Source organism: Phyllobacterium chamaecytisi, from assembly GCF_020164455.1.
Classification (GTDB): Bacteria; Pseudomonadota; Alphaproteobacteria; order Rhizobiales; family Rhizobiaceae; genus Phyllobacterium; species Phyllobacterium chamaecytisi.
Window position 1 is genome coordinate 20,280 of sequence record NZ_JAIQWW010000005.1, and the last position, 18,093, is coordinate 38,372.

Genomic DNA, 18,093 nt, shown 5'->3' on the forward strand with positions numbered 1-18,093 from the left:
TTTCTCAAGGAGTTTTTCTATGGCTACGGTTTCTTCAAAAATTCGCAAAGCGGTTGACGACGCGACCGATAGCAATCCCGATTTACAAGCCCAGGTTGCGGCCCTGAAGGAGGACATCGCGAATATTGCAGCAACCCTTGCCAAGATAGGAAAGAGTTCTGCCAAGGACGCCACGCGCAGCGCAGCAAGTTCCTATGAAACCGCAAAAGTCCGCGGTGAGGAAACGTTGGACGATCTTCGCTTGCAGGCTCGTGAGCTTGAAGACCAACTCACTGAGACTGTTCGTGAACACCCTCTGACCACGATTGCCGTCGCCGCCGGTGTCGGTTTTCTTCTTGCCCTGATCGCCCGCCGCTGACATGCTCAAACTGTTAGCTCCACTTTTTACCAGCGTCGCCGCGGGTGAAGTTGGCCTCGTGATAAACAGATTGAAGCGCAACGCGGTCTTCGCTGGCATTATCGCTGTGCTGGCAATTATCGGCGTGATTTTTCTGGTTGTGGCTGCCTATATCGCCCTTGCCGAGCGCTACGGCCAAATGCATGCGTCGTTGATCCTCGCCGGTGGCGCGTTCGGCTTGGCTATCATTACTTATATAATCATGAAGCTCGTCGAACGCGCCGCGCGAAATCGCCAGCGCGAACGCGCCAAGGTTGACACATCTGCTCTTCTTACAGTTGCAGCTCTTGCTGCAGCACCGGTTGTTCTGCGATCACGCGCGCTCATGATGCTTGCAGTTCCTCTCGTGGCTTTCGCTGGCCTTTCGCTTCTGACAAAACCAAAGAAGAAGAAAAGACGGCGTCCTGAAGACACCACCTCATCTACGGGCCAGGATATTTGAGTGATCGCGGATGGGCATGGAAATCAAAGCCTCCATGCCGGTTTCCGGATAACTCAATCTGACGCTGCTCGATAGAACCTTATCCAAACTGCGCTCGATCAATCTTTCACCAAGCCCTCGCGCTTCCGGCGGCAGCACCTTCGGACCGTTGGATTCTACCCAGTGGATGGTAACGCGGGATTCATCGAGGCCGGGTTCTATTTGCCATGACACCCGCACGCGACCGTCGGCGACGGACAGGGCGCCATGTCTAGCTGCATTGGTGGCAAGCTCGTGCAGCGCAATGCCAAGCCCGAGTGCGTGGTCCGGCGGTAAAACCATGTCCTCCCCTGCGAGCTCGATCTGTCGAGGATCAAAACCCGCATAAGGCTCCACTTGCTTTGCAATCAGATCGATCAGACTGATGCCGCTCCATTCTCGATCGGAAAGCAATGTATGTGCTTCCGAAATGGCCCGAAGACGTCCTGAAAACGCCTCCATGAACTCGGCTGGATCGGATGTTCGATTGAGCGTCTGCCGTGCCAGCGATTGCAACATTGCCAAGGTGTTTTTGACGCGGTGATTGAGCTCGCGCAGCAGGAGCCGCGTTTTCTCGGCGGCTTTTTTTGTGTCCGTAATATCAATATTGACACCAACCGCGACCACGGGTCTTCCCTGGGCATCGCGTTCGAAAATGCGGCCGCGTCCTAGAAGCCATTGACCCGATGACGCAGCGCGGAATTCTCCGACATAATCCTGATTACTGACCAGCGCGCGTGTGAAGGCCGATTTCATGATTGGAAAATCGTCAGGGTGCATTGCCCGGAAGACGTCTTCGCCGCTGACAGGTTGATCGGGACTGAGACCAAGCATGGAATAGGCCATCCTGTTGCCACTGAACTTGCCCGTGCGCAGATCCCATACCCAGCTGCCGACATTGCCGACCTCAAGTGCCATGGAATTGCGATCTTCATCCTGATGCAACTTCGCCATGGCATCGGTTTCCGTGCGGGATTCACGTTTGAGCGAGATAAACGAACCGGCAAGTCTTGCCAGATGCATGAGTTGCTTCTGCTGGGTTAAAGCGAATTCCGTTCGGGGCTCGTCGGACAGGACGCTGAGAGCTCCAATACACTCGTTGGCGACGCAGATTGGTGCAACGGCCAAGAACCGGAGATTCGGCCTATGGGTCACAGCATCGATTTCGGAATAGCGAACATCCTCGGCGGCGTTCAGAATGATCAGGCAACCCCTCTCAGGTGCCGCCAGTGAACTGGCTTCAATAGCCCAGATATTGGCTATCCCAAGACGGCCTGCATTGGACAAGATACGGCTTCGTTTCTCATCCACAAGCGTGATCTGTGCGCCGCTGCTGTTGGACATCGACAATGCGAGTTCCGCCAAACAATGGAACTCGTTGTCATGCTCGCGAATTTCAAGCGTCTTCAAACTCGAAAGAACATCACGACGCGACGACCCCGAAAGAAATTCTAACGTGCTTTCTGAAATGTTTTCCGATCTCATATCCACATGATGGCTCGCATCGCCACCCTACTCGTACCATCGATACAGCTCCATCAAGAACGCAACCCTTTGTGCTTTGTTCCTTATTTGGAACATTTATCCAGCACCTTCGTTTTCGTTAGATCGAAGGAGGCCGAAAATGCTTGAAGCGAATGACATTCTATCTGACGAGGGTCTGAGCAGGGTCCAGAAGATTGCCAAACTGGAAGAACTGCTGAGCGAGGCTCGGGGACTACAGCGAGCGGCCACGGAAAGTGGTATGGATCCTGATGATGGTGTAACACGAAATTTGCGGGACATTGAACTTGCCCTTGGTCATCTGAATGCTGAAAAGCCGGAAACAGGTGCGGCAACGCTCTGACGACCGATCACTCATCCTTTTGGGTGGCCTCCTCTGACTGTATCTCCATGAGGCCGGGTAGCGCCACCTTTACTGAGGTGCCCCCGCCCGGATGGACAGAGTAGACAACCGATCCGTCGAATTGCTGGCAAAGCTGATTGACGATAAGCGACCCAAGTCCAGAGGAGCGTTTTTTCGATGTCTTCTGCATGCCGATGCCGGTATCGGCAATCTCCAGCCGCAGAACGTCATCTTCACCCCGCACGAGATCGATTCTTATCTCTCCGGCCTTGCTGCCCGGAAAAGCGTGTTTTATGGCGTTCATCGTCAACTCGCCGATGATTATTCCCAGCGTCGTCGCATCGCGGGAGCTCAGGTTTATTGGGGCAAGCTCTGCGACAATCCTGATATCTCGTTCATGGGCGGTCGACTGCTTGATATCAGCGATGACGTCCGGCAAATATTCATCCGCACGAACAGTCTCATGATCCTTTCCAAGCCGCAGACGTCTGTGGGCCGACGAAATGGTTTGAATTCTGTCGCGGGCTGCCCCGAGTGCGGCGCGTATTTCCTCCGACGATACGTCCCGCATCTGAATACCGAGTAGCGACGAGACCGTCGCAAGCGAATTTCCTATGCGATGGTCGGAATCCTGCAGCAGTGTTTCCACGCGAGCCCGCTCCCGTTTTGCCAAGAGCATGGCTTTTTCAAGTTCCGCCGTCCTGTTTTGGACCATACTTTCCAGAATTGTTTTTTCTGAAAGAAGCAATGTTTGTCCCTCTGTCAGCTTGCGTACATAACGTCTGGTTCGGTTCGCAAGAATGACTGCCAGAATGAGAGCACCCCCGAGGGAAGAGAGCGCAGCTATTGTTAGCCAGCTTCTCATTTGATCCACAGCAATGTTTCGTTCAATCAGCCTTCGATCTTCTTCTGCGAGAAAGCCGTCGACCGTCTTGTTGATTTCATCGAGTTGACCAACGCCGAAATTTGGTCCGAGGGACTCACGCGCTTCCATACTCATCCCCGCAACCGCCTGGGCAATCGCCGCATCCACGTTTCTCTGTTTTGCTTTCGCCAGATCGCGGATTCGAGTCGCCGTAGCTTGCTGCCGCGGATTTCCCTTGGTCATTTCCGTAAGCGTATTGAGGCTCTCGTCGAGCCGGGCTGTTACGTTCCGATAATGATCGAGTAACGGGGTACTGTTCGTCAAGATGAACCCGCGCTGACTGTTGTGAGCCTCGGTCATCAATGACAGCGAACCATACGCCTGTTCGCGCACCTTATAGGTGGCGAGGATATCGTCGATCTGATTGTTGACGCTGCGCGCTAGGATAATCGTGGAGCCGGCTGAACCAATAATCATGCCGAGCGAAAGGACGATCGCCAAGCCCCTTAGCGGCCTCTGTGAAAAGCTCATGACAACTCTGCGCCACCACAACAAATGATGTGCCCTCCATGGGAATACCCTAGATATATGGTCGAAGCGTGCCCGGCAAACCCTGCCATCCCGATATGTCCAGGAGCACGTCCTCCTCAAGGATCTCGCACCCGCGATCAAGCCAACGAAGGGCGTTACGAGCCGCGAGCTTCTTCAACGTCTTGTTAGTGTGAACAATCGAAAGGCCTAGCGTATCAGCCACATGTTGCTGCGTCAGCGGCACCATCAGCTTGTTACTCCTGACCATCCCTACTGATTTGGCACGCTGGAACACGAAGGCAAAAAGATAGGCTGCCCTCTCCAAGGCCGTGCGCCGTCCTACGCTCAGCAGGATTTCGTCGAGCATTTGTTCCTCGCGGGAAGCAATCCAGGTTATGTCATAGGCAAGTTCGGGATAGTTTCGGAAGAGGTTCGCAAGTTTATCGCGCTGAAATACACAAAGTATCATCGGCGACAAAGCCTCGATCGAATGCTGCATCTCACGCATCACAGATCCCTGCAGACCAATCAGATCGCCAGGAAGAACATAGTTCAGGATCTGCCGGCGACCGTCTTCCAATGTCTTGTAGCGGAAGCCCCAGCCCGAAAGCACGGTAAAGAGGTGCGCACTATTGGCACCTTCCACAAGGACAGTCGTACCGGCGTCGGCAACCAGCTCGCCCGTTTTGAAGTCCGTGAGGAACGATATTTCTTCTTTGGTATGCCGTTGAAAATGCGGAAACTCCTGCAATGGACATTTGTCACAGGGGTACTGCCGGGCAGCCGAAGTTTTCGTGGTTTTCATTGTGGCCGTTCAGTTGATGTCGGGTTACAAGTTATCATGCCGCCTGTGAATTGCTTAACATTTCTTCGCAATCCGCATGTCTTAGTTAAATGACATTGCGATTCGCTCCTGTGCATAAGAAGTCCCCACAGGAGCATCTTAAATGGAATTGAAAGGCATGCGACTTCTGGTCCTCGAAGATGAATATCTGATTGGACTAGAGCTGGAGCGCATCGCGGAAGAGTGCCAGGCGCAATCCGTCGATCTGGTTTCGAATGTTAGTGAACTACTTGCCTGGATCGAAAGCGAGGCCGAATGCGACATTGCAATCATCGAGGTCGAAGCGCACGGCGTTTCTTCGTTGCAGGCGGCTACCCTATTGCAATCGCGAGGCGTGCCGCTCGTTTTCACCACTGCGTATGATGTGGAAGCAGGTGGCATAGATGGCTTTGTAGGAGTTACCGTTGTCGGTAAACCCTACGGCAAAAGTCAAATTATCAAAGCTGTAGCCGCCTTATCGCCGTCGAAAAAGCGATTCAATGAAACCGGCTCCTCAGGCGAACTTGTTTGATGTGACCTGCGTTGCGATCGAATCAGGACCGTAGTCCACCTCGCCCTGAATCTCGAGCAATTCCTGCAGACGTGTTCTGGCACGGCTCACACGGCTTTTGATCGTTCCGACAGCGCACTCGCAGATTTCGGCAGCCTCTTCATAAGAAAAGCCCGACGCGCCGACAAGTATGATCGCTTCACGCTGATCGTCGGGCAGTTTTTCGAGCGCTTTGCGAAAATCCTGCAAATCCAGCGAGCCATATTGTGCCGGATGAACGGACAACTGCTCGGTGAATATCCCATCGGAATCCTGAACCTCGCGCCCGCGCTTGCGCATCTGGCTGTAGAATTCGTTGCGCAAGATCGTAAACAGCCAAGCCTTGATATTGGTGCCGGGCTCGAACGAATCCTGTTTGGCCCACGCCTTCATAATCGTATCCTGCACAAGGTCATCTGCCCTGTCCGGATTGCCGATCAGTGACACTGCAAATGCTCGCAGCTTCGGCAAGGCAGCAATCAAATCTCTCTTGAAGTCGGCAGATTCATGTACCATTCAACAGCCCGTTATTTGGATGATTGCGTATGATTGCGTTCAGCCTCATCAAGCTTTTCAAGAAGATCGAGAAAACGAGCCGGTATTTCTTCCTCCTGCACCGATGCGTAAAGCGCGCGTAACTTCAGACCAATTTCTGTTTCAGCGTTCTTAATGTCGCGGCGGCGAACTCGCACCTTTTCAGGAGCGTCAATAGAATTCTTTTTGGCGTTCATTGTCTGATCTTTGCTGGTGGTTCGTCGCTGTAGTATGAATAGAGCCTGTACCCAAGGCACATTAATGATGACAATTCCTGACAAAGAAGAAAGTTCCGTTACAGGGAACTTTTTTTTTGCGAAAGTGTTTCAGGAAGGAACTCACCACGCCTCAGTACCCCACCCGAAACAGGGAAATCACTATAATGTCATTGTCCACCCGGATAGCCCCTCATCTGCCGTATCTTCGCCGTTTCGCTCGCGCTATCACCGGCTCGCAATCTTCTGGCGATGCCTATGTTGCGGCGACGCTTGAAATTCTCATCACCGACGTTTCCCTTTTCCCTCAAACAGGCTCCGATCGTGCTAGCCTCTACAAGCTGCTGATCAAACATTTCAACTCCGTCAATGTCCGCCCTCTCGAATTGAAATCCGAGTTCGGCTGGGAGAGACATGCAGCGGCCAACCTCACTGCAATCGCGCCGAAAGCCCGTCAGGCCTTCCTGCTGATCAGCCTTGAAGGTTTCAGCCAGGCCGAGACGATGGAAATTCTCGAAGTCACGGATGGCGAACTTTACGGGCTGTTGGACGAGGCATCCGTCGGCATTTCGAAACAGATCGCAACCGACATTCTGATTATTGAGGACGAACCTTTGATCGCCATGGATATCGAGCACATGGTCCAGACCCTCGGGCACCGCGTGGTTGGCATTGCACGGACGCGCGACGAGGCGCTCAAGATTTACTCCGCCACCCATCCGAGCATGATTCTTGCAGATATCCAGCTTGCGGATGGAAGCTCCGGTATCGACGCGGTGAACAACATTCTCAGCCAGGATGCGGTTCCTGTTATTTTCATCACCGCCTTTCCCGAAAGATTGCTGACAGGAGAACGGCCGGAACCGACCTTCCTCGTTACCAAACCGTTCAATCCCGATATGGTCAAGGCATTAATCACCCAGGCCCTGTTCTTTAAAGAGAGCAGCAAAGCCAAGGCGTAGAGCGCGTTGCCCTCCTGCCTCGGGAACAAAACAGCGTCTTGCCCGTTTTGAATCCGACAAGACAGGGAGATGATAAATGCTTTATTATGCTGTAATTTTTCTGATCATAGCACTTGTGGCAGGCGCGTTAGGTTTTGGTGGTATTGCCGGCGCCTCGGCAGGCATCGCCCAGATCATTTTCTACGTGTTCCTGGCGCTGCTACTAATCTCATTGATCGCCAGCATCATACGTCGCGCTTAACCGCAGCAAATCACAAAAACCGCCGGTCTCGTACCGGCGGTTTTTGTGTATCTTTAAGAAGTCCTGTCCGGGATTGCGGCACAATCAATTTTTGTAGTAGGTCACGCTGAATGAAGCGTGGGAGCCAAAGGTGTTCTGGCGAAAATTCAGCATGGCCTCACTTGATGGCCCACCAATCAATTGGTCAAAACTTGCACGCCTCGCCCCGCGTGCAATCGTTCTGTACATCCTTGCCATCTTAGTACTGCGCCTCTTTCTTTCGCGGTTTATGGAAATCGATGAGGCGCAATTCGTTGGCGAAGTTGCGTTCGCTTGGAACTATGGCAACTCGCATCCGCCAATGTACAATTGGCTGGTGCGACTCGCGCTTGAACTGACTGGTTGGAACTGGGTTCTTGCTGTCGCTCTGGTGCGCCTTTCCCTGCTTGGGCTCTATCACTGGCTTAGTTTCGATACTGCGCGCCGACTGGGTGGTGACCGCGCAGGCGTACTAGCGTTAACTGCGTCGGCGTTTCTGCCGCAGATAGTCTGGATGTCCATCCAGACTACAGCACATACTATTCTCGTTATTTCCGCATCGATCGGCATCGTTCATGCCTTTGCGCTGTTGCGTGAGGGGAAGGGTCCGCGTGCATACATCTGGTTTGGCATCTGGTCGGCAATCGGGGCCTTGGCCAAATACAACTTCTTCATTTTTCTGGTCAGCTTCCTCATCGCTGCGGTGATAACGCCAACCATTCGCCGTCAATTGTTCCAGCGGCGGATCTGGATCTCGATTGCTATTTTCATTGCCGCTTTTACACCCGTCATTGTCGCCTCCCTCAACGCACCCTTGGCGGCGACAGCCGGCAGAATGCATAAGCTTGCGCAGGCCATCGGCTACCTGGAATCATTCGATCTTCCGCGGGTAGGGATCGACGGGCTTGCCAGTCTCCTGATTTCAACCTTCCTGTGGGCTGGGCCTGCGCTCATAATCTTCTGGATTGGTCGGACTCGAGATCATCCACGCCCCCCGCCGGATGGCGAGGAGGATGTCCGCAAGCTCCTGCTTCGCACAATACTGATCGGCCTTGGCGCCTTCGCCGTATTGGTTTTCATTGCCGATTACCATTCCGTCGCAGAGCGCTACATGGCCCCGATTCTGGCACCAACTGCGATCCTTTTGGCGCTTTCTTTGCCGCAGGTACTCGGCGCACGCAATGTACTGGTCATATCAGGCGTAACGTACATCCTTGCCCCGCTGGCAGTCGCAATGATTGCCCTGTTCGGCACCCCTCGATTCAATTTTCCCTTCGACGGCATAGCCGACGCGATCCGCGCACAGAATCCCACGCCTGCGAGGATCGCGTCCAACCGTCAGGATGATGCGGGCAATGTGGCCGCGCTCCTGCATTGGCCGCCTGAACGGGGCGAAGCCTCGGATATTGTTCTGGTCTGGCAGGGTAATGACGACCCTGGCGAAGAAGCACTAGCGCGTTTACCCACCGACGCACAGCCAATCGGACCGGTAACACGGGTGACCGCGCGAGTGCGAAACTTCAATGGTGAATTGCGAACCTTTAGCTTCCAGCGCTATTCATCTCGGTTACCGATACCGGATCAGAATAGCGGCGGATGAGCCAGAAAACGCCGACTGTATCAAGAAACGCCACCGCGGCGCGGTCAAAAAAACCATATTTCGATACGCCGGCCAGTCTTGGCCGGTCCTCGACGTCGACCTCGATTACTGACAGCCCGGCCCGTCGCGACAAAGCCGGAATAAACCGATGCATGTTGTCGAAATAGGGCAGACTTTGCGCTACTACAGCCGGAAGAATCTTGAAACCGCAGCCCGCATCCCGGCAATCATCCTTCAGCAGCCGTTTGCGCACGAAATTGGCGGATCTTGAAGTTAACAGTTTGACGATACCATCGTTACGCCGTTTCCTTACACCCGCGAAAAGCGCCGGAGATGCGCGCTCAAGGCGAGGCCACAATCGCGCAATATCCATCGGGTCATTCTGGCCATCGCCATCCAGCGTCGCAATCCACCGGCCTTGGGCCGCCCGAAAGCCGCTGATCAAGGCGCGTGATTTGCCAGTGCGTTTTTTGTGGCGCAGCACACGGGTGTGGTCGCCGGCAGCTGCGGCTTCCTCCGCCGATCCATCAGCGGACCCGTCATCGACCACAATGATCTCATAGGATGGGCCGGATAAGAGCGCTGTATTGATTTCCCTCACCAGGTTTCCGATGTTGCCGGACTCGTTGTAACATGGGATTACGATCGTCAAATCGGTCATATTGAGAACCATTGGTGAAGGGGATGCCACATCCGGATGCCCAAGATCACTGAGTGATTTTGCAGATGCAGCCATCACCTAAATATAGACATGTTGGAGCGAATTCCATCCCCCTGGACGGTATCCGCGTCAAGAAGCATCGACCAAAGTTCAATGCGGTGATCGGAGCGCCGCAATTCCGCCACGTCAATCAATGCTAAATCATCAGACTTTCGACGTGGCTGGTTTATGGTTAATACTTCATTAATCGAAGTCTCCCTAAAGTCGGGATCAAACCATCGCTCTAGTCCGGTCCGGCAATGAAATTTGAGGCACTAAAGGCAACACTGAAAGGCAAACGCACATTCTCACATGTCGTTTTCCTGATGATAGCCTTGGCCGGCATGTCAGTCATTCCATCGTTCGTTCAAGCGCAAGAAAATGGCTTGCAATCGGCTCCCGAACCTCTGGATGCAAAACGCGCACAAACTGCCAAGGAACTTGAAGACCTGACCGGGCAGATATCGATGTCCTCGGAACGTGTCACGGCGCTGGACAATGAAATCGCGTCGCTGAAAAAGGATCAAACCACGATAACCGCCGCACTCATCCAGTCGGCCAAGACCGAGAAAAAGTTGAGTGAGGATATCACCGGCTTTAGCGACAAGCTCGCCGGTCTGCGTGAGCGAGAAGACAGTATAAAGGCGTCGCTGAAATCTCGGCGTGGCGCGCTCGCCGAAGTGCTTGCGGCCTTGCAGCGCATGGGCCTCAACCCGCCGCCGGCAATTCTCGTTCGTCCGGATGATGCCCTCGCATCCGTGCGAAGCGCGGTTCTTCTCGGCGCTGTTGTTCCCGAAATGCGTCAGCAAACCGAAACCCTGATTGCAGATCTCAAGGACCTAACCCGCGTCAAGACCTCGATTGCCGAGGAACGGAGCCGTCTGACCGCCGCACTTTCAGGGCAGGCGGAGGAGAAGACACGGCTCGACCTGCTTCTTGCTGAGAAGCAAAAAATGCAGACCACCTCTGAAGAAACGCGCCTCGCTGAGCAACAGCGTGCCGAGGACCTCGCCAAGCGAGCCACGTCGCTACGCGATCTGATCGCCTCCATGGAAAAGGACATGCAGGAGGTCAAGAAGGCCGCGGATGCTGCGAGCGCGCAGGAGCAACAGAAGATGGCCGCAAGCCAGCAACGTGCCGATGATTTCGCCTCCAACCAGAGCCGTCTTTCGGCACAAATTAATTTTGCGTCGCTGAAAGGCCATCTTTCCATGCCAGCAGCAGGCAAGCTGGTGAAGCATTTCGGCGACGATGACGGCGTAGGCGGCACGGTTCAGGGCGATACGCTCGCGACCGCGCCAGGCGCCACGATTACTTCACCGGTCGACGCCGTAGTCCTTTATGCGGGCGCGTTCAGGTCTTATGGTCAACTCTTGATACTTGACGCGGGCAATGGATATCATGTTGTCTTGGCGGGAATGAATAAAATCAACGTCTCCCAGAACCAGTTTGTACTGGCTGGAGAACCGGTCGGTGTGATGAACAAGCAACTTATTGCGAGTACCGCACCTGTTCCGATGGGAAATGGAGCTCCAATGCTTTACATTGAGTTCCGGAAGGATACAAAACCTGTTAATCCCGCTCCCTGGTGGGCGGAAAGGCTTGCTGGAAGGACCGCAAATGATACGTAGGCTAACGCTTCTCATGGCCGGAGCCCTGTTGGGTGCGACGGCAATGGTCGTTGTGCAGGGAGCTCTGCCCACAACCGCTGCAGAAGCTGCGGGCACCGATACCTATAAACAGCTATCAATTTTTGGTGATATATTCGAGCGCGTACGCGCCCAATACGTCACGCCACCCGACGACAAAAAGCTGGTCGAGAGCGCCATCAACGGCATGCTGACCTCGCTCGATCCACACTCATCCTACATGAATGCCGAACAGGCGCAGGACATGCGCGTTCAGACCAAGGGTGAATTCGGCGGCCTCGGTATCGAAGTCACCATGGAAAACGAACTTGTGAAGGTTATCGCTCCGATCGAGGACACGCCGGCATCGAAGGCTGGCGTTTTGGCGGGCGACTATATTTCGCAAATCGATGGCACTGAGGTGCGTGGCATGACGCTGACAGACGCCGTCGACAAGATGCGCGGCGAGGTGAACACGCCTATCGAACTGACGCTTATTCGTCAGGGTGCCGACAAGCCGATTAAACTCACCATTGTCCGCGACGTGGTCAAGGTCAAAGCTGTCCGCTCCCGGGTCGATAACGACGTTGGTTATGTCCGCGTCATTTCTTTCACCGAACAGACCTTCGAGGACCTGCAGAAGGCGATCAAGGATATCCAGAGCAAGGTTCCGGATGACAAGCTCAAGGGCTTCGTCCTCGATCTGCGCTTGAACCCCGGTGGTCTGCTGGATCAGGCCGTCGCCGTCTCCGATGCTTTCCTCGACAAGGGCGAGGTTGTCTCGACACGTGGCCGCGATCCGCAGGATATCACCCGGTTCGACGCAAGGCCCGGCGATCTGACCAACGGCAAGCCGCTGATCGTCCTGATCAACGGCGGCTCGGCCAGTGCTTCGGAAATCGTCGCCGGTGCGTTGCAGGACCATCGCCGCGGAACGATCCTCGGAACACGCTCATTCGGCAAAGGTTCGGTACAGACAATCATACCGCTCGGCGAAAGCGGCGCATTGCGTCTGACGACGGCGCTTTACTACACACCTGCTGGAAAATCCATCCAGGGCAAGGGTATTGTTCCGGACATCGCTGTCGATCAGCCGCTTCCCGCCGACCTTCAGGGCAAGGCGGAGCCGATGAGTGAATCCAGTTTGAAGGGTCACATCAAAGGCGTGCAAGAAGATGCAGAGGGTTCCGGCTCGATCGCCTATGTGCCGCCAGATCCGAAAGACGACCTCCAGCTCATCCAGGCGCTGAAGCTCTTGCGCGGCGAACAGGCAAATGCGGCCTTCCCGGCCGATCCCAAGAAGGGCGTGCCTAACTGATATGAAAATGGGGACCGGACTTCTCTCCTATAGTCTGGTCCCCATGGTTCATTTTCCCAACCGTGTTTCCCTCCCTGATATCCACTGCGGCCAAAACGCGTGAACTCCGATCTCAACCGGCCGCTGGGACAAAACAGCAAACGGCCAGATTCAAAAACTGACAAGACATCGCTAATCCGCTGGCTATTGCCATCGGCTGCGATTGTCTGTGTCCTTGGCCTTGCCTCGTTCGTCACCTACACCAGCCATCAAGGCTTCCGACGGCCCGTACCTGAACCGCCAAAGCCGCAGGTTGCGGAAGCCGCACCGACCGTTATCCCGCCCCCCGCCCCAGCGCATGACAATAAAAGCCAGCCGGGCAACATCGTCACAGCGCCTGAAGGCGGCCCCAAGGTCATCGTTGTTGGCGATCCTACGCGGCGCGCCCAGGACCCCCGCACTGCCCATATCCCCGAACCCGATATGCTGGAGCAAAGCCCGCAGGGGCCATTGCCCATAATTGCGCCCGATGGCCGTCGCCCGCTCGATATCTATGCCCGGCCATGGTCAGGCGCGCGCGGTGCTCGCGTCGCTATTATCATCGGGGGGTTAGGCCTTTCGCAAACCGGCTCGCAACAGGCAATCCAGACGTTGCCTCCCGAAGTGACACTGGCCTTCTCGCCGGAAGGCAACAGCCTTCTCCGCTGGATGCAGGCAGCGCGTCAGGATGGCCATGAGGTGCTGATGCAGATCCCGCTCGAACCCTATGACTATCCGCGAGTCAACCCAGGGCGCAACACGTTGACCGTGGATGCATCGCCAGCGGCGACTTTGGAAAACCTGCATCGGACGATGGGCCGTATCACCAACTACACAGGCGTCATGAACTATATGGGTGCACGCTTCACCGCTGAACCCGAGGCAATGACCACTGTTGTTCAGGATATCGCCAAGCGTGGTCTTCTCTACCTGGATGATGGCACATCGGCGCGCAGCAAGGCCGATAGCATTGCCGCGCAACAGGGCGCGCCTTTCGCCGCAGCCGATCTGTTGATCGACGCTTCGCAGGATCGCGGCGCGATTCTGAAGAAGCTTGATGAGCTGGAGCGCATTGCTCGTGCCAAGGGTACGGCGATCGCCACTGGCTCCGCCTTCGACGTGACAGTGGAGGCCGTCACATCATGGGCCAATGAGGCGAAGGCGCGCGGTATAGAGATCGTTCCTGTCTCCGCCCTTGTCCGCGATCCTGAAAAAGGTTAGCAACCGGTGGCCCGGAGTATTTTGCATGAGCAAGAACAAGCAACCTGTCGATCCTGAATCTCTGCCCTACCGGCCCTGCGTTGGTATCATGGTATTAAATCGGCAAGGTCTGGTCTGGGCCGGGCACCGCATCGTCATTGCCAATGACGAAATGGATGGTGCAACGCAGCTGTGGCAAATGCCGCAGGGCGGCATCGATCAAGGAGAGAACCCGGAACCGGCGGCCTTGCGCGAACTCTACGAGGAGACGGGTATGAAATCCGTATCTCTCCTCGCCGAAGCACCCAATTGGATCAACTACGATTTGCCTCCTCATCTTGTTGGCGTTGCGCTGAAAGGCAAATATCGCGGCCAGACGCAAAAGTGGTTCGCCTATCGCTTCGAGGGCAACGAAACCGAAATTGCGATCAATCCGCCTCCCGGCGGTCACACGGCCGAATTCGACGAATGGGCGTGGAAACCCATGGCACAATTGCCCGACCTCATCGTTCCCTTCAAGCGCAAGGTCTATGAAGAAGTGGTCGCAGCGTTCAGGCATTTAGTAGACTAAATTTAATCTCAAACCGACCTGCCGGATTTACCGGTTAACGCGTATTTTCTTTACTCGTTGTATGTCCGATCAATGCCTCGAGCATTGTGTCCCAGTCGTCCGGATGCAGTTCATGACCGCCTCCTTCAATCTCGACCAGCTTCGACTCTGGTACGATCTTGATGAATTCGCGGCCGTGTTCGACGGGAAAGATGGGATCAGACGTGCCGTGGATAACGAGAAGCGGCAGTCTAAGGCGGGTGAGCTTGCCCTTCTGTTGATCTCCGCTGGAAAGCACGAAATGGTTGGTTGCGCTTTCAAAACGGCGCGCCCGATCATAGTCCATTACGATGAAGTCTCGCGCATGTTGCTCGTCAAATGGATGTCTCGTACTGGAAATCGCGCGGACGTCAGCAAGCATGAACTCGGCAACCTGCGTGCGATCTGACCAATCGAGATCGGCGTAGCTGGCGGAATGCTCTGTGTAGGCGGCAGTCATTCCGGGTAGATGAGCGGTATCAAAGCCGACAGGTGATGTGCTTATCAGTGTCAGTGTTCGCGATCGCTCCGGATATTTCAATGCCACAAGTTGTGCGATCATGCCTCCCATGGACATCCCAACGATATGCGCCGACGAAATGCCGTAGCCATCGAGCACACGAATTGCATCATCGGCCATGTCGTCGAAACTGTATTCGGGTTTGCCAACCGGATAGTTTGTCGAAAGCCCCGTATCACGATTGTCATAGCGGATTACGTAGCGGCCTTTGCCTGCGAGGCGCTGGCAAAACTCTTTCGGCCACCACAGCATCGAGGCCATGGCGCCCATGATCAGCAGGATCGCCGAGTCATTCGGATTGCCGAATGCTTCGCTTGCCAGCTCTACGCCGTCTGCCTTGACTAGTTTCGTCTGCATGCCATCACCTTGAAAACACCCTCTCAGCATTCACCGCTAAATGTCATTGGGGCAAGCGGTCCAAATCGTCGTAGAGCGCTTGACTGTGTTTATAAAGTTTCTCGAAGAACATCTGCATCGGCGCATATATATCCGACCAACGCGGGTCTGGCATTATTTCATCAACGTAGGAAACATGGGCGTCCACGCCCGCTTCCACGTTAGTAAAGCGCCCGGTCGCTGTGGCGGCCATGATAGCGCAGCCGACAATGCCGCATTCAGCTTCAGCGGGCACCAGAATCGGTATGTTGTAGACGCTGGCCTTGATCCTCATCCAGAGCTTCGTCTTCGCGCCGCCGCCCGAAGCGATTATCCGTTCAAGGGGCACTCCAGAAATGGCATCGAGAACATTGATGTGACGCTTCACCGCGAAGGCAACACCTTCAAGAATTGCGCGGTGCATGTGCGCAAGGCCATGGGAAGCGCCTATCCCGAAATATTGCGCACGCGCATTGCGATGTTCGCCAAGCCGTTCGCCTGCAAGATAGGGCATGAAGAACAGTCTTTCCGATCCCGGCGGGGCTTCTTCAGCCCTCCCAACGATATCGGAATATGACAGCTGCTTTTCATGGAAAGCCCGGCGAGCCCATCGCATGGCGTCCCCGCCCGATTCCAGCAGCATGAAGGCGCCCCAATTGCCCTCGACCGTTCCAACATTGCAGACGGCTGCGTCAAGCAGCGGCTGATCTGAAACGGCAGTTATGATCGCGGAAGTGCCCATGACTTCCGATCCGACGCCCGGACGGCATACGCCCGATCCAAGAAGCGCAGCCGGATAGTCCCCCGCCCCGACAAGGACCGGCGTCCCCTCGCGCAACCCGGTTTCGATCGCTGCTTTCGCCGTAACGTGACCAAGAATTTCTACCGGATTACGCAATGGCGCCAGCTTGGCCCTGTCGAGGCCCAGAAGCCCGATCATCTTTTCCGACCATTCTCCAGTCATCGGATCCATGAGAAAGCTTGCACCTCCATCGGTGCGATCCATGGCGATCTCTCCGGTCAGCCGCAGATTGATATAGTCCTTTGGCATAAGGACTGCCGCTGTCCGTTGGTAGGCATCAGGGTCATTGTCGCGCAACCACTGCAGCTTGAAACCGGGCCAGGCGGGCGTCGCTGGATTGGCAGAGTCAGCGAGGTAGGTTTCAGGTCGATGCAGTCTTTCGAAAGCTGCAACGTAACTTGCTGTGCGTTTGTCGTTCCACAGCGGTGCGGTATCACGGACCAGTTTGCCGGCGTCGGTCACGAGCACGGTACCGTGCATCTGGCCGCAAGCGGCAATCGCATCGATATTGGACCGCGCGTATGGGACCTTGTCGAGCACTTCGCGGATCGTCGCCACAACGCCCTGCCACCAATCGTCGGGCCGCTGTTCCGACCAGCCGAATTGCGTCACGATCTGCTCGTGTTCCCGCGCGACAATCACAAGGATCTTGCCCTTGGAATCCACGAGTGCGCTCCGCACGCTTCCCGTGCCTACATCGATCGCAAGCGTGAGCTTACCTGCCAAGTGCTTCGCCTGTACTCTTCAAGAACAGATGCATCCTTTCCACATCGATCGGAATGTTGACGATGTCATCGGGACGGATCGGCGAGCCTGCAGCAACCTGTGCCGTGAATGGCGCAGTTCCTGTCTTGCCAATGGCAAGCGTGTGTGGTCCGAGCGGCTCGATATCAGCCACCTTCAGCGGCACCGTTGGAAACGAACCCGTCGCAATCATCGTGTGCTCCGGCCTGATGCCAAGCACGACCTCTTCGCCGGCCGCGCTCGTCAGCGCTTGTGTTCGATTTGCCGGTATTGGCACCGTCACATCATTTCCCGCCTGAAAGCTGAGCCCGCTACCATCCCGCTCGAGCCGGCCTTCGATGAAATTCATGCTCGGCGCACCGATGAAGGCAGCGACAAACAAATTCTTCGGCGACTCATAAAGTGTGATGGGGTCCGCCGCCTGCTCGATACGTCCCTGGTTCATCACAACAACCCGATCGGCCATCGTCATCGCCTCGACCTGATCGTGCGTCACATAGACGATGGTGGTTTTCAGGCGGCGGTGCAGAAGCTTGATCTCGGTTCGCATTTCAATACGCAGCTTGGCATCGAGATTGGAAAGCGGCTCGTCGAATAAAAAGACTTCCGGCTGGCGCACAATGGCACGGCCAATGGCGACGCGCTGGCGTTGTCCGCCCGAAAGCGCGCTGGGCTTGCGTTGAAGATAGGCGCCGAGGTTGAGAATGCGCGCGGCGTTTGCGACCGAGGTTTCAATGTCGGCCTTTGATGTGCCCCGTACTTTCATGCCATAGCCAATATTCTCGGCGACCGTCATGTGGGGGTAAAGCGCATAGTTCTGGAACACCATCGAACAGTTGCGCAAACCAGGGCGGAGATTGGTGACATCGCGGTCACCAATGCGGATTTCTCCGGACGTCGCCTGTTCCAGGCCGGCGATCATGCGCAGGGTTGTCGTCTTCCCGCAACCGGAAGGCCCGACAAGCACAACGAATTCCTTGTCAGCGATCACCAGATCGAGTGGTGGAATAACCTCGACCTTGCCGAACGATTTGGTGACCTGTTGCAAACGCACTAGGGACATGCTGTGCCTTTTCATACGAACTCCGTCGCGCTGCTACAGCGGCGACGGACGCTTCATTTCCCGTCTCGAACTATCCCGCCCACACTTGCGGCGG

The 18,093-nt window shown here is 55.4% G+C and carries 20 protein-coding genes; 11 read left to right on the forward strand and 9 right to left on the reverse strand.

What is annotated here, in order from left to right; genetic code table 11:
- Positions 1-19 precede the first annotated feature (19 nt).
- Together LB462_RS09200 and LB462_RS09205 are read left to right on the forward strand one after the other, a co-directional pair.
- Positions 20-358, forward strand: coding sequence for an ElaB/YgaM/YqjD family protein (locus tag LB462_RS09200; protein WP_224507196.1), 339 nt, complete (start codon positions 20-22; stop codon positions 356-358).
- A gap of 1 nt (position 359) precedes the next feature.
- Entirely contained in the window at positions 360-839 is a 480-nt protein-coding gene (locus LB462_RS09205) for a YwiC-like family protein (protein ID WP_224507198.1), read from the forward strand.
- On the opposite strand, the gene LB462_RS09210 is transcribed toward LB462_RS09205, so the two are convergent.
- Positions 816-2,201: an HWE histidine kinase domain-containing protein gene (locus LB462_RS09210; protein WP_224507200.1), complete on the reverse strand. Its 1,386-nt coding sequence runs from the start codon at positions 2,199-2,201 to the stop codon at positions 816-818. The genes LB462_RS09205 and LB462_RS09210 overlap by 24 nt on opposite strands.
- A gap of 280 nt (positions 2,202-2,481) precedes the next feature.
- On the opposite strand from LB462_RS09210, the gene LB462_RS09215 reads away from it, so the two are divergent.
- On the forward strand, positions 2,482-2,703 hold the full coding sequence (locus LB462_RS09215) for a hypothetical protein (RefSeq protein WP_112532199.1): 222 nt from the start codon (positions 2,482-2,484) through the stop codon (positions 2,701-2,703).
- 7 nt (positions 2,704-2,710) lie between these two features.
- Here the strand turns inward: LB462_RS09215 and LB462_RS09220 are convergent, their stop codons facing one another.
- Together LB462_RS09220 and LB462_RS09225 are read right to left on the reverse strand one after the other, a co-directional pair.
- On the reverse strand, positions 2,711-4,099 hold the full coding sequence (locus LB462_RS09220; RefSeq protein ID WP_224507202.1) for a sensor histidine kinase: 1,389 nt from the start codon (positions 4,097-4,099) through the stop codon (positions 2,711-2,713).
- Positions 4,100-4,148: 49 nt separating this feature from the next.
- The gene (locus LB462_RS09225) at positions 4,149-4,904 is read right to left on the reverse strand and encodes a Crp/Fnr family transcriptional regulator (protein ID WP_112532197.1); all 756 of its coding nucleotides are present in this window, start codon (positions 4,902-4,904) and stop codon (positions 4,149-4,151) included.
- Between the two features lie 142 nt (positions 4,905-5,046).
- Here LB462_RS09225 and LB462_RS09230 point away from each other — a divergent pair, with 142 nt between their 5' ends.
- On the forward strand, positions 5,047-5,454 hold the full coding sequence (locus LB462_RS09230) for a response regulator (RefSeq protein ID WP_224507205.1): 408 nt from the start codon (positions 5,047-5,049) through the stop codon (positions 5,452-5,454).
- Here the strand turns inward: LB462_RS09230 and LB462_RS09235 are convergent.
- Complete coding sequence (locus LB462_RS09235; protein WP_112532195.1) at positions 5,437-5,988, reverse strand: RNA polymerase sigma factor; 552 nt, start codon at positions 5,986-5,988, stop codon at positions 5,437-5,439. The genes LB462_RS09230 and LB462_RS09235 overlap by 18 nt on opposite strands.
- Before the next feature lie 11 nt (positions 5,989-5,999).
- Positions 6,000-6,203 (reverse strand): NepR family anti-sigma factor, encoded by a 204-nt coding sequence (locus tag LB462_RS09240; RefSeq protein ID WP_112532194.1) that lies wholly within the window; start codon positions 6,201-6,203, stop codon positions 6,000-6,002.
- A 185-nt stretch (positions 6,204-6,388) separates the two neighbouring features.
- Between LB462_RS09240 and LB462_RS09245 the strand changes: the two genes are divergently transcribed.
- The 3 genes from LB462_RS09245 (at position 6,389) to LB462_RS09255 (ending at position 9,042) form a co-directional block, all read left to right on the forward strand.
- Entirely contained in the window at positions 6,389-7,183 is a 795-nt protein-coding gene (locus LB462_RS09245; RefSeq protein WP_224507207.1) for a response regulator, read from the forward strand.
- 76 nt (positions 7,184-7,259) lie between these two features.
- Positions 7,260-7,424, forward strand: coding sequence for a DUF1328 domain-containing protein (locus tag LB462_RS09250; RefSeq protein ID WP_027231091.1), 165 nt, complete (start codon positions 7,260-7,262; stop codon positions 7,422-7,424).
- A 151-nt stretch (positions 7,425-7,575) separates the two neighbouring features.
- Positions 7,576-9,042 (forward strand): ArnT family glycosyltransferase, encoded by a 1,467-nt coding sequence (locus tag LB462_RS09255; protein WP_224507208.1) that lies wholly within the window; start codon positions 7,576-7,578, stop codon positions 9,040-9,042.
- Here LB462_RS09255 and LB462_RS09260 read toward each other — a convergent pair.
- Positions 8,984-9,703, reverse strand: coding sequence for a glycosyltransferase family 2 protein (locus LB462_RS09260; RefSeq protein WP_224507211.1), 720 nt, complete (start codon positions 9,701-9,703; stop codon positions 8,984-8,986). The two genes, LB462_RS09255 and LB462_RS09260, sit on opposite strands and share 59 nt — an antisense overlap.
- Before the next feature lie 383 nt (positions 9,704-10,086).
- Here LB462_RS09260 and LB462_RS09265 point away from each other — a divergent pair, with 383 nt between their 5' ends.
- From LB462_RS09265 to LB462_RS09280, 4 genes are all read left to right on the forward strand, one after another.
- Positions 10,087-11,373 carry a murein hydrolase activator EnvC family protein gene (locus LB462_RS09265; RefSeq protein ID WP_444358514.1) on the forward strand — a complete coding sequence of 429 codons (1,287 nt, stop codon included), beginning with the start codon at positions 10,087-10,089 and terminating at the stop codon, positions 11,371-11,373.
- Positions 11,363-12,688, forward strand: coding sequence for a S41 family peptidase (locus LB462_RS09270; RefSeq protein ID WP_112532191.1), 1,326 nt, complete (start codon positions 11,363-11,365; stop codon positions 12,686-12,688). The genes LB462_RS09265 and LB462_RS09270 overlap by 11 nt, the downstream gene beginning before the upstream one ends.
- Before the next feature lie 99 nt (positions 12,689-12,787).
- On the forward strand, positions 12,788-13,927 hold the full coding sequence (locus tag LB462_RS09275) for a divergent polysaccharide deacetylase family protein (RefSeq protein WP_224507215.1): 1,140 nt from the start codon (positions 12,788-12,790) through the stop codon (positions 13,925-13,927).
- Between the two features lie 25 nt (positions 13,928-13,952).
- A complete protein-coding gene (locus tag LB462_RS09280) occupies positions 13,953-14,477 on the forward strand; it encodes an RNA pyrophosphohydrolase (protein WP_224507218.1) in 525 nt (174 codons plus the stop codon).
- 34 nt (positions 14,478-14,511) lie between these two features.
- Here LB462_RS09280 and LB462_RS09285 read toward each other — a convergent pair whose 3' ends face one another.
- From LB462_RS09285 to LB462_RS09295, 3 genes are read right to left on the reverse strand one after another with little or no spacing between them, the layout of a single operon-like run.
- Entirely contained in the window at positions 14,512-15,372 is an 861-nt protein-coding gene (locus LB462_RS09285) for an alpha/beta fold hydrolase (RefSeq protein ID WP_224507220.1), read from the reverse strand.
- A 43-nt stretch (positions 15,373-15,415) separates the two neighbouring features.
- Complete coding sequence (locus tag LB462_RS09290; protein ID WP_224507222.1) at positions 15,416-16,918, reverse strand: xylulokinase; 1,503 nt, start codon at positions 16,916-16,918, stop codon at positions 15,416-15,418.
- Positions 16,908-17,999: an ABC transporter ATP-binding protein gene (locus LB462_RS09295; protein ID WP_224507224.1), complete on the reverse strand. Its 1,092-nt coding sequence runs from the start codon at positions 17,997-17,999 to the stop codon at positions 16,908-16,910. The genes LB462_RS09290 and LB462_RS09295 overlap by 11 nt, the downstream gene beginning before the upstream one ends.
- Positions 18,000-18,093: the final 94 nt, after the last annotated feature.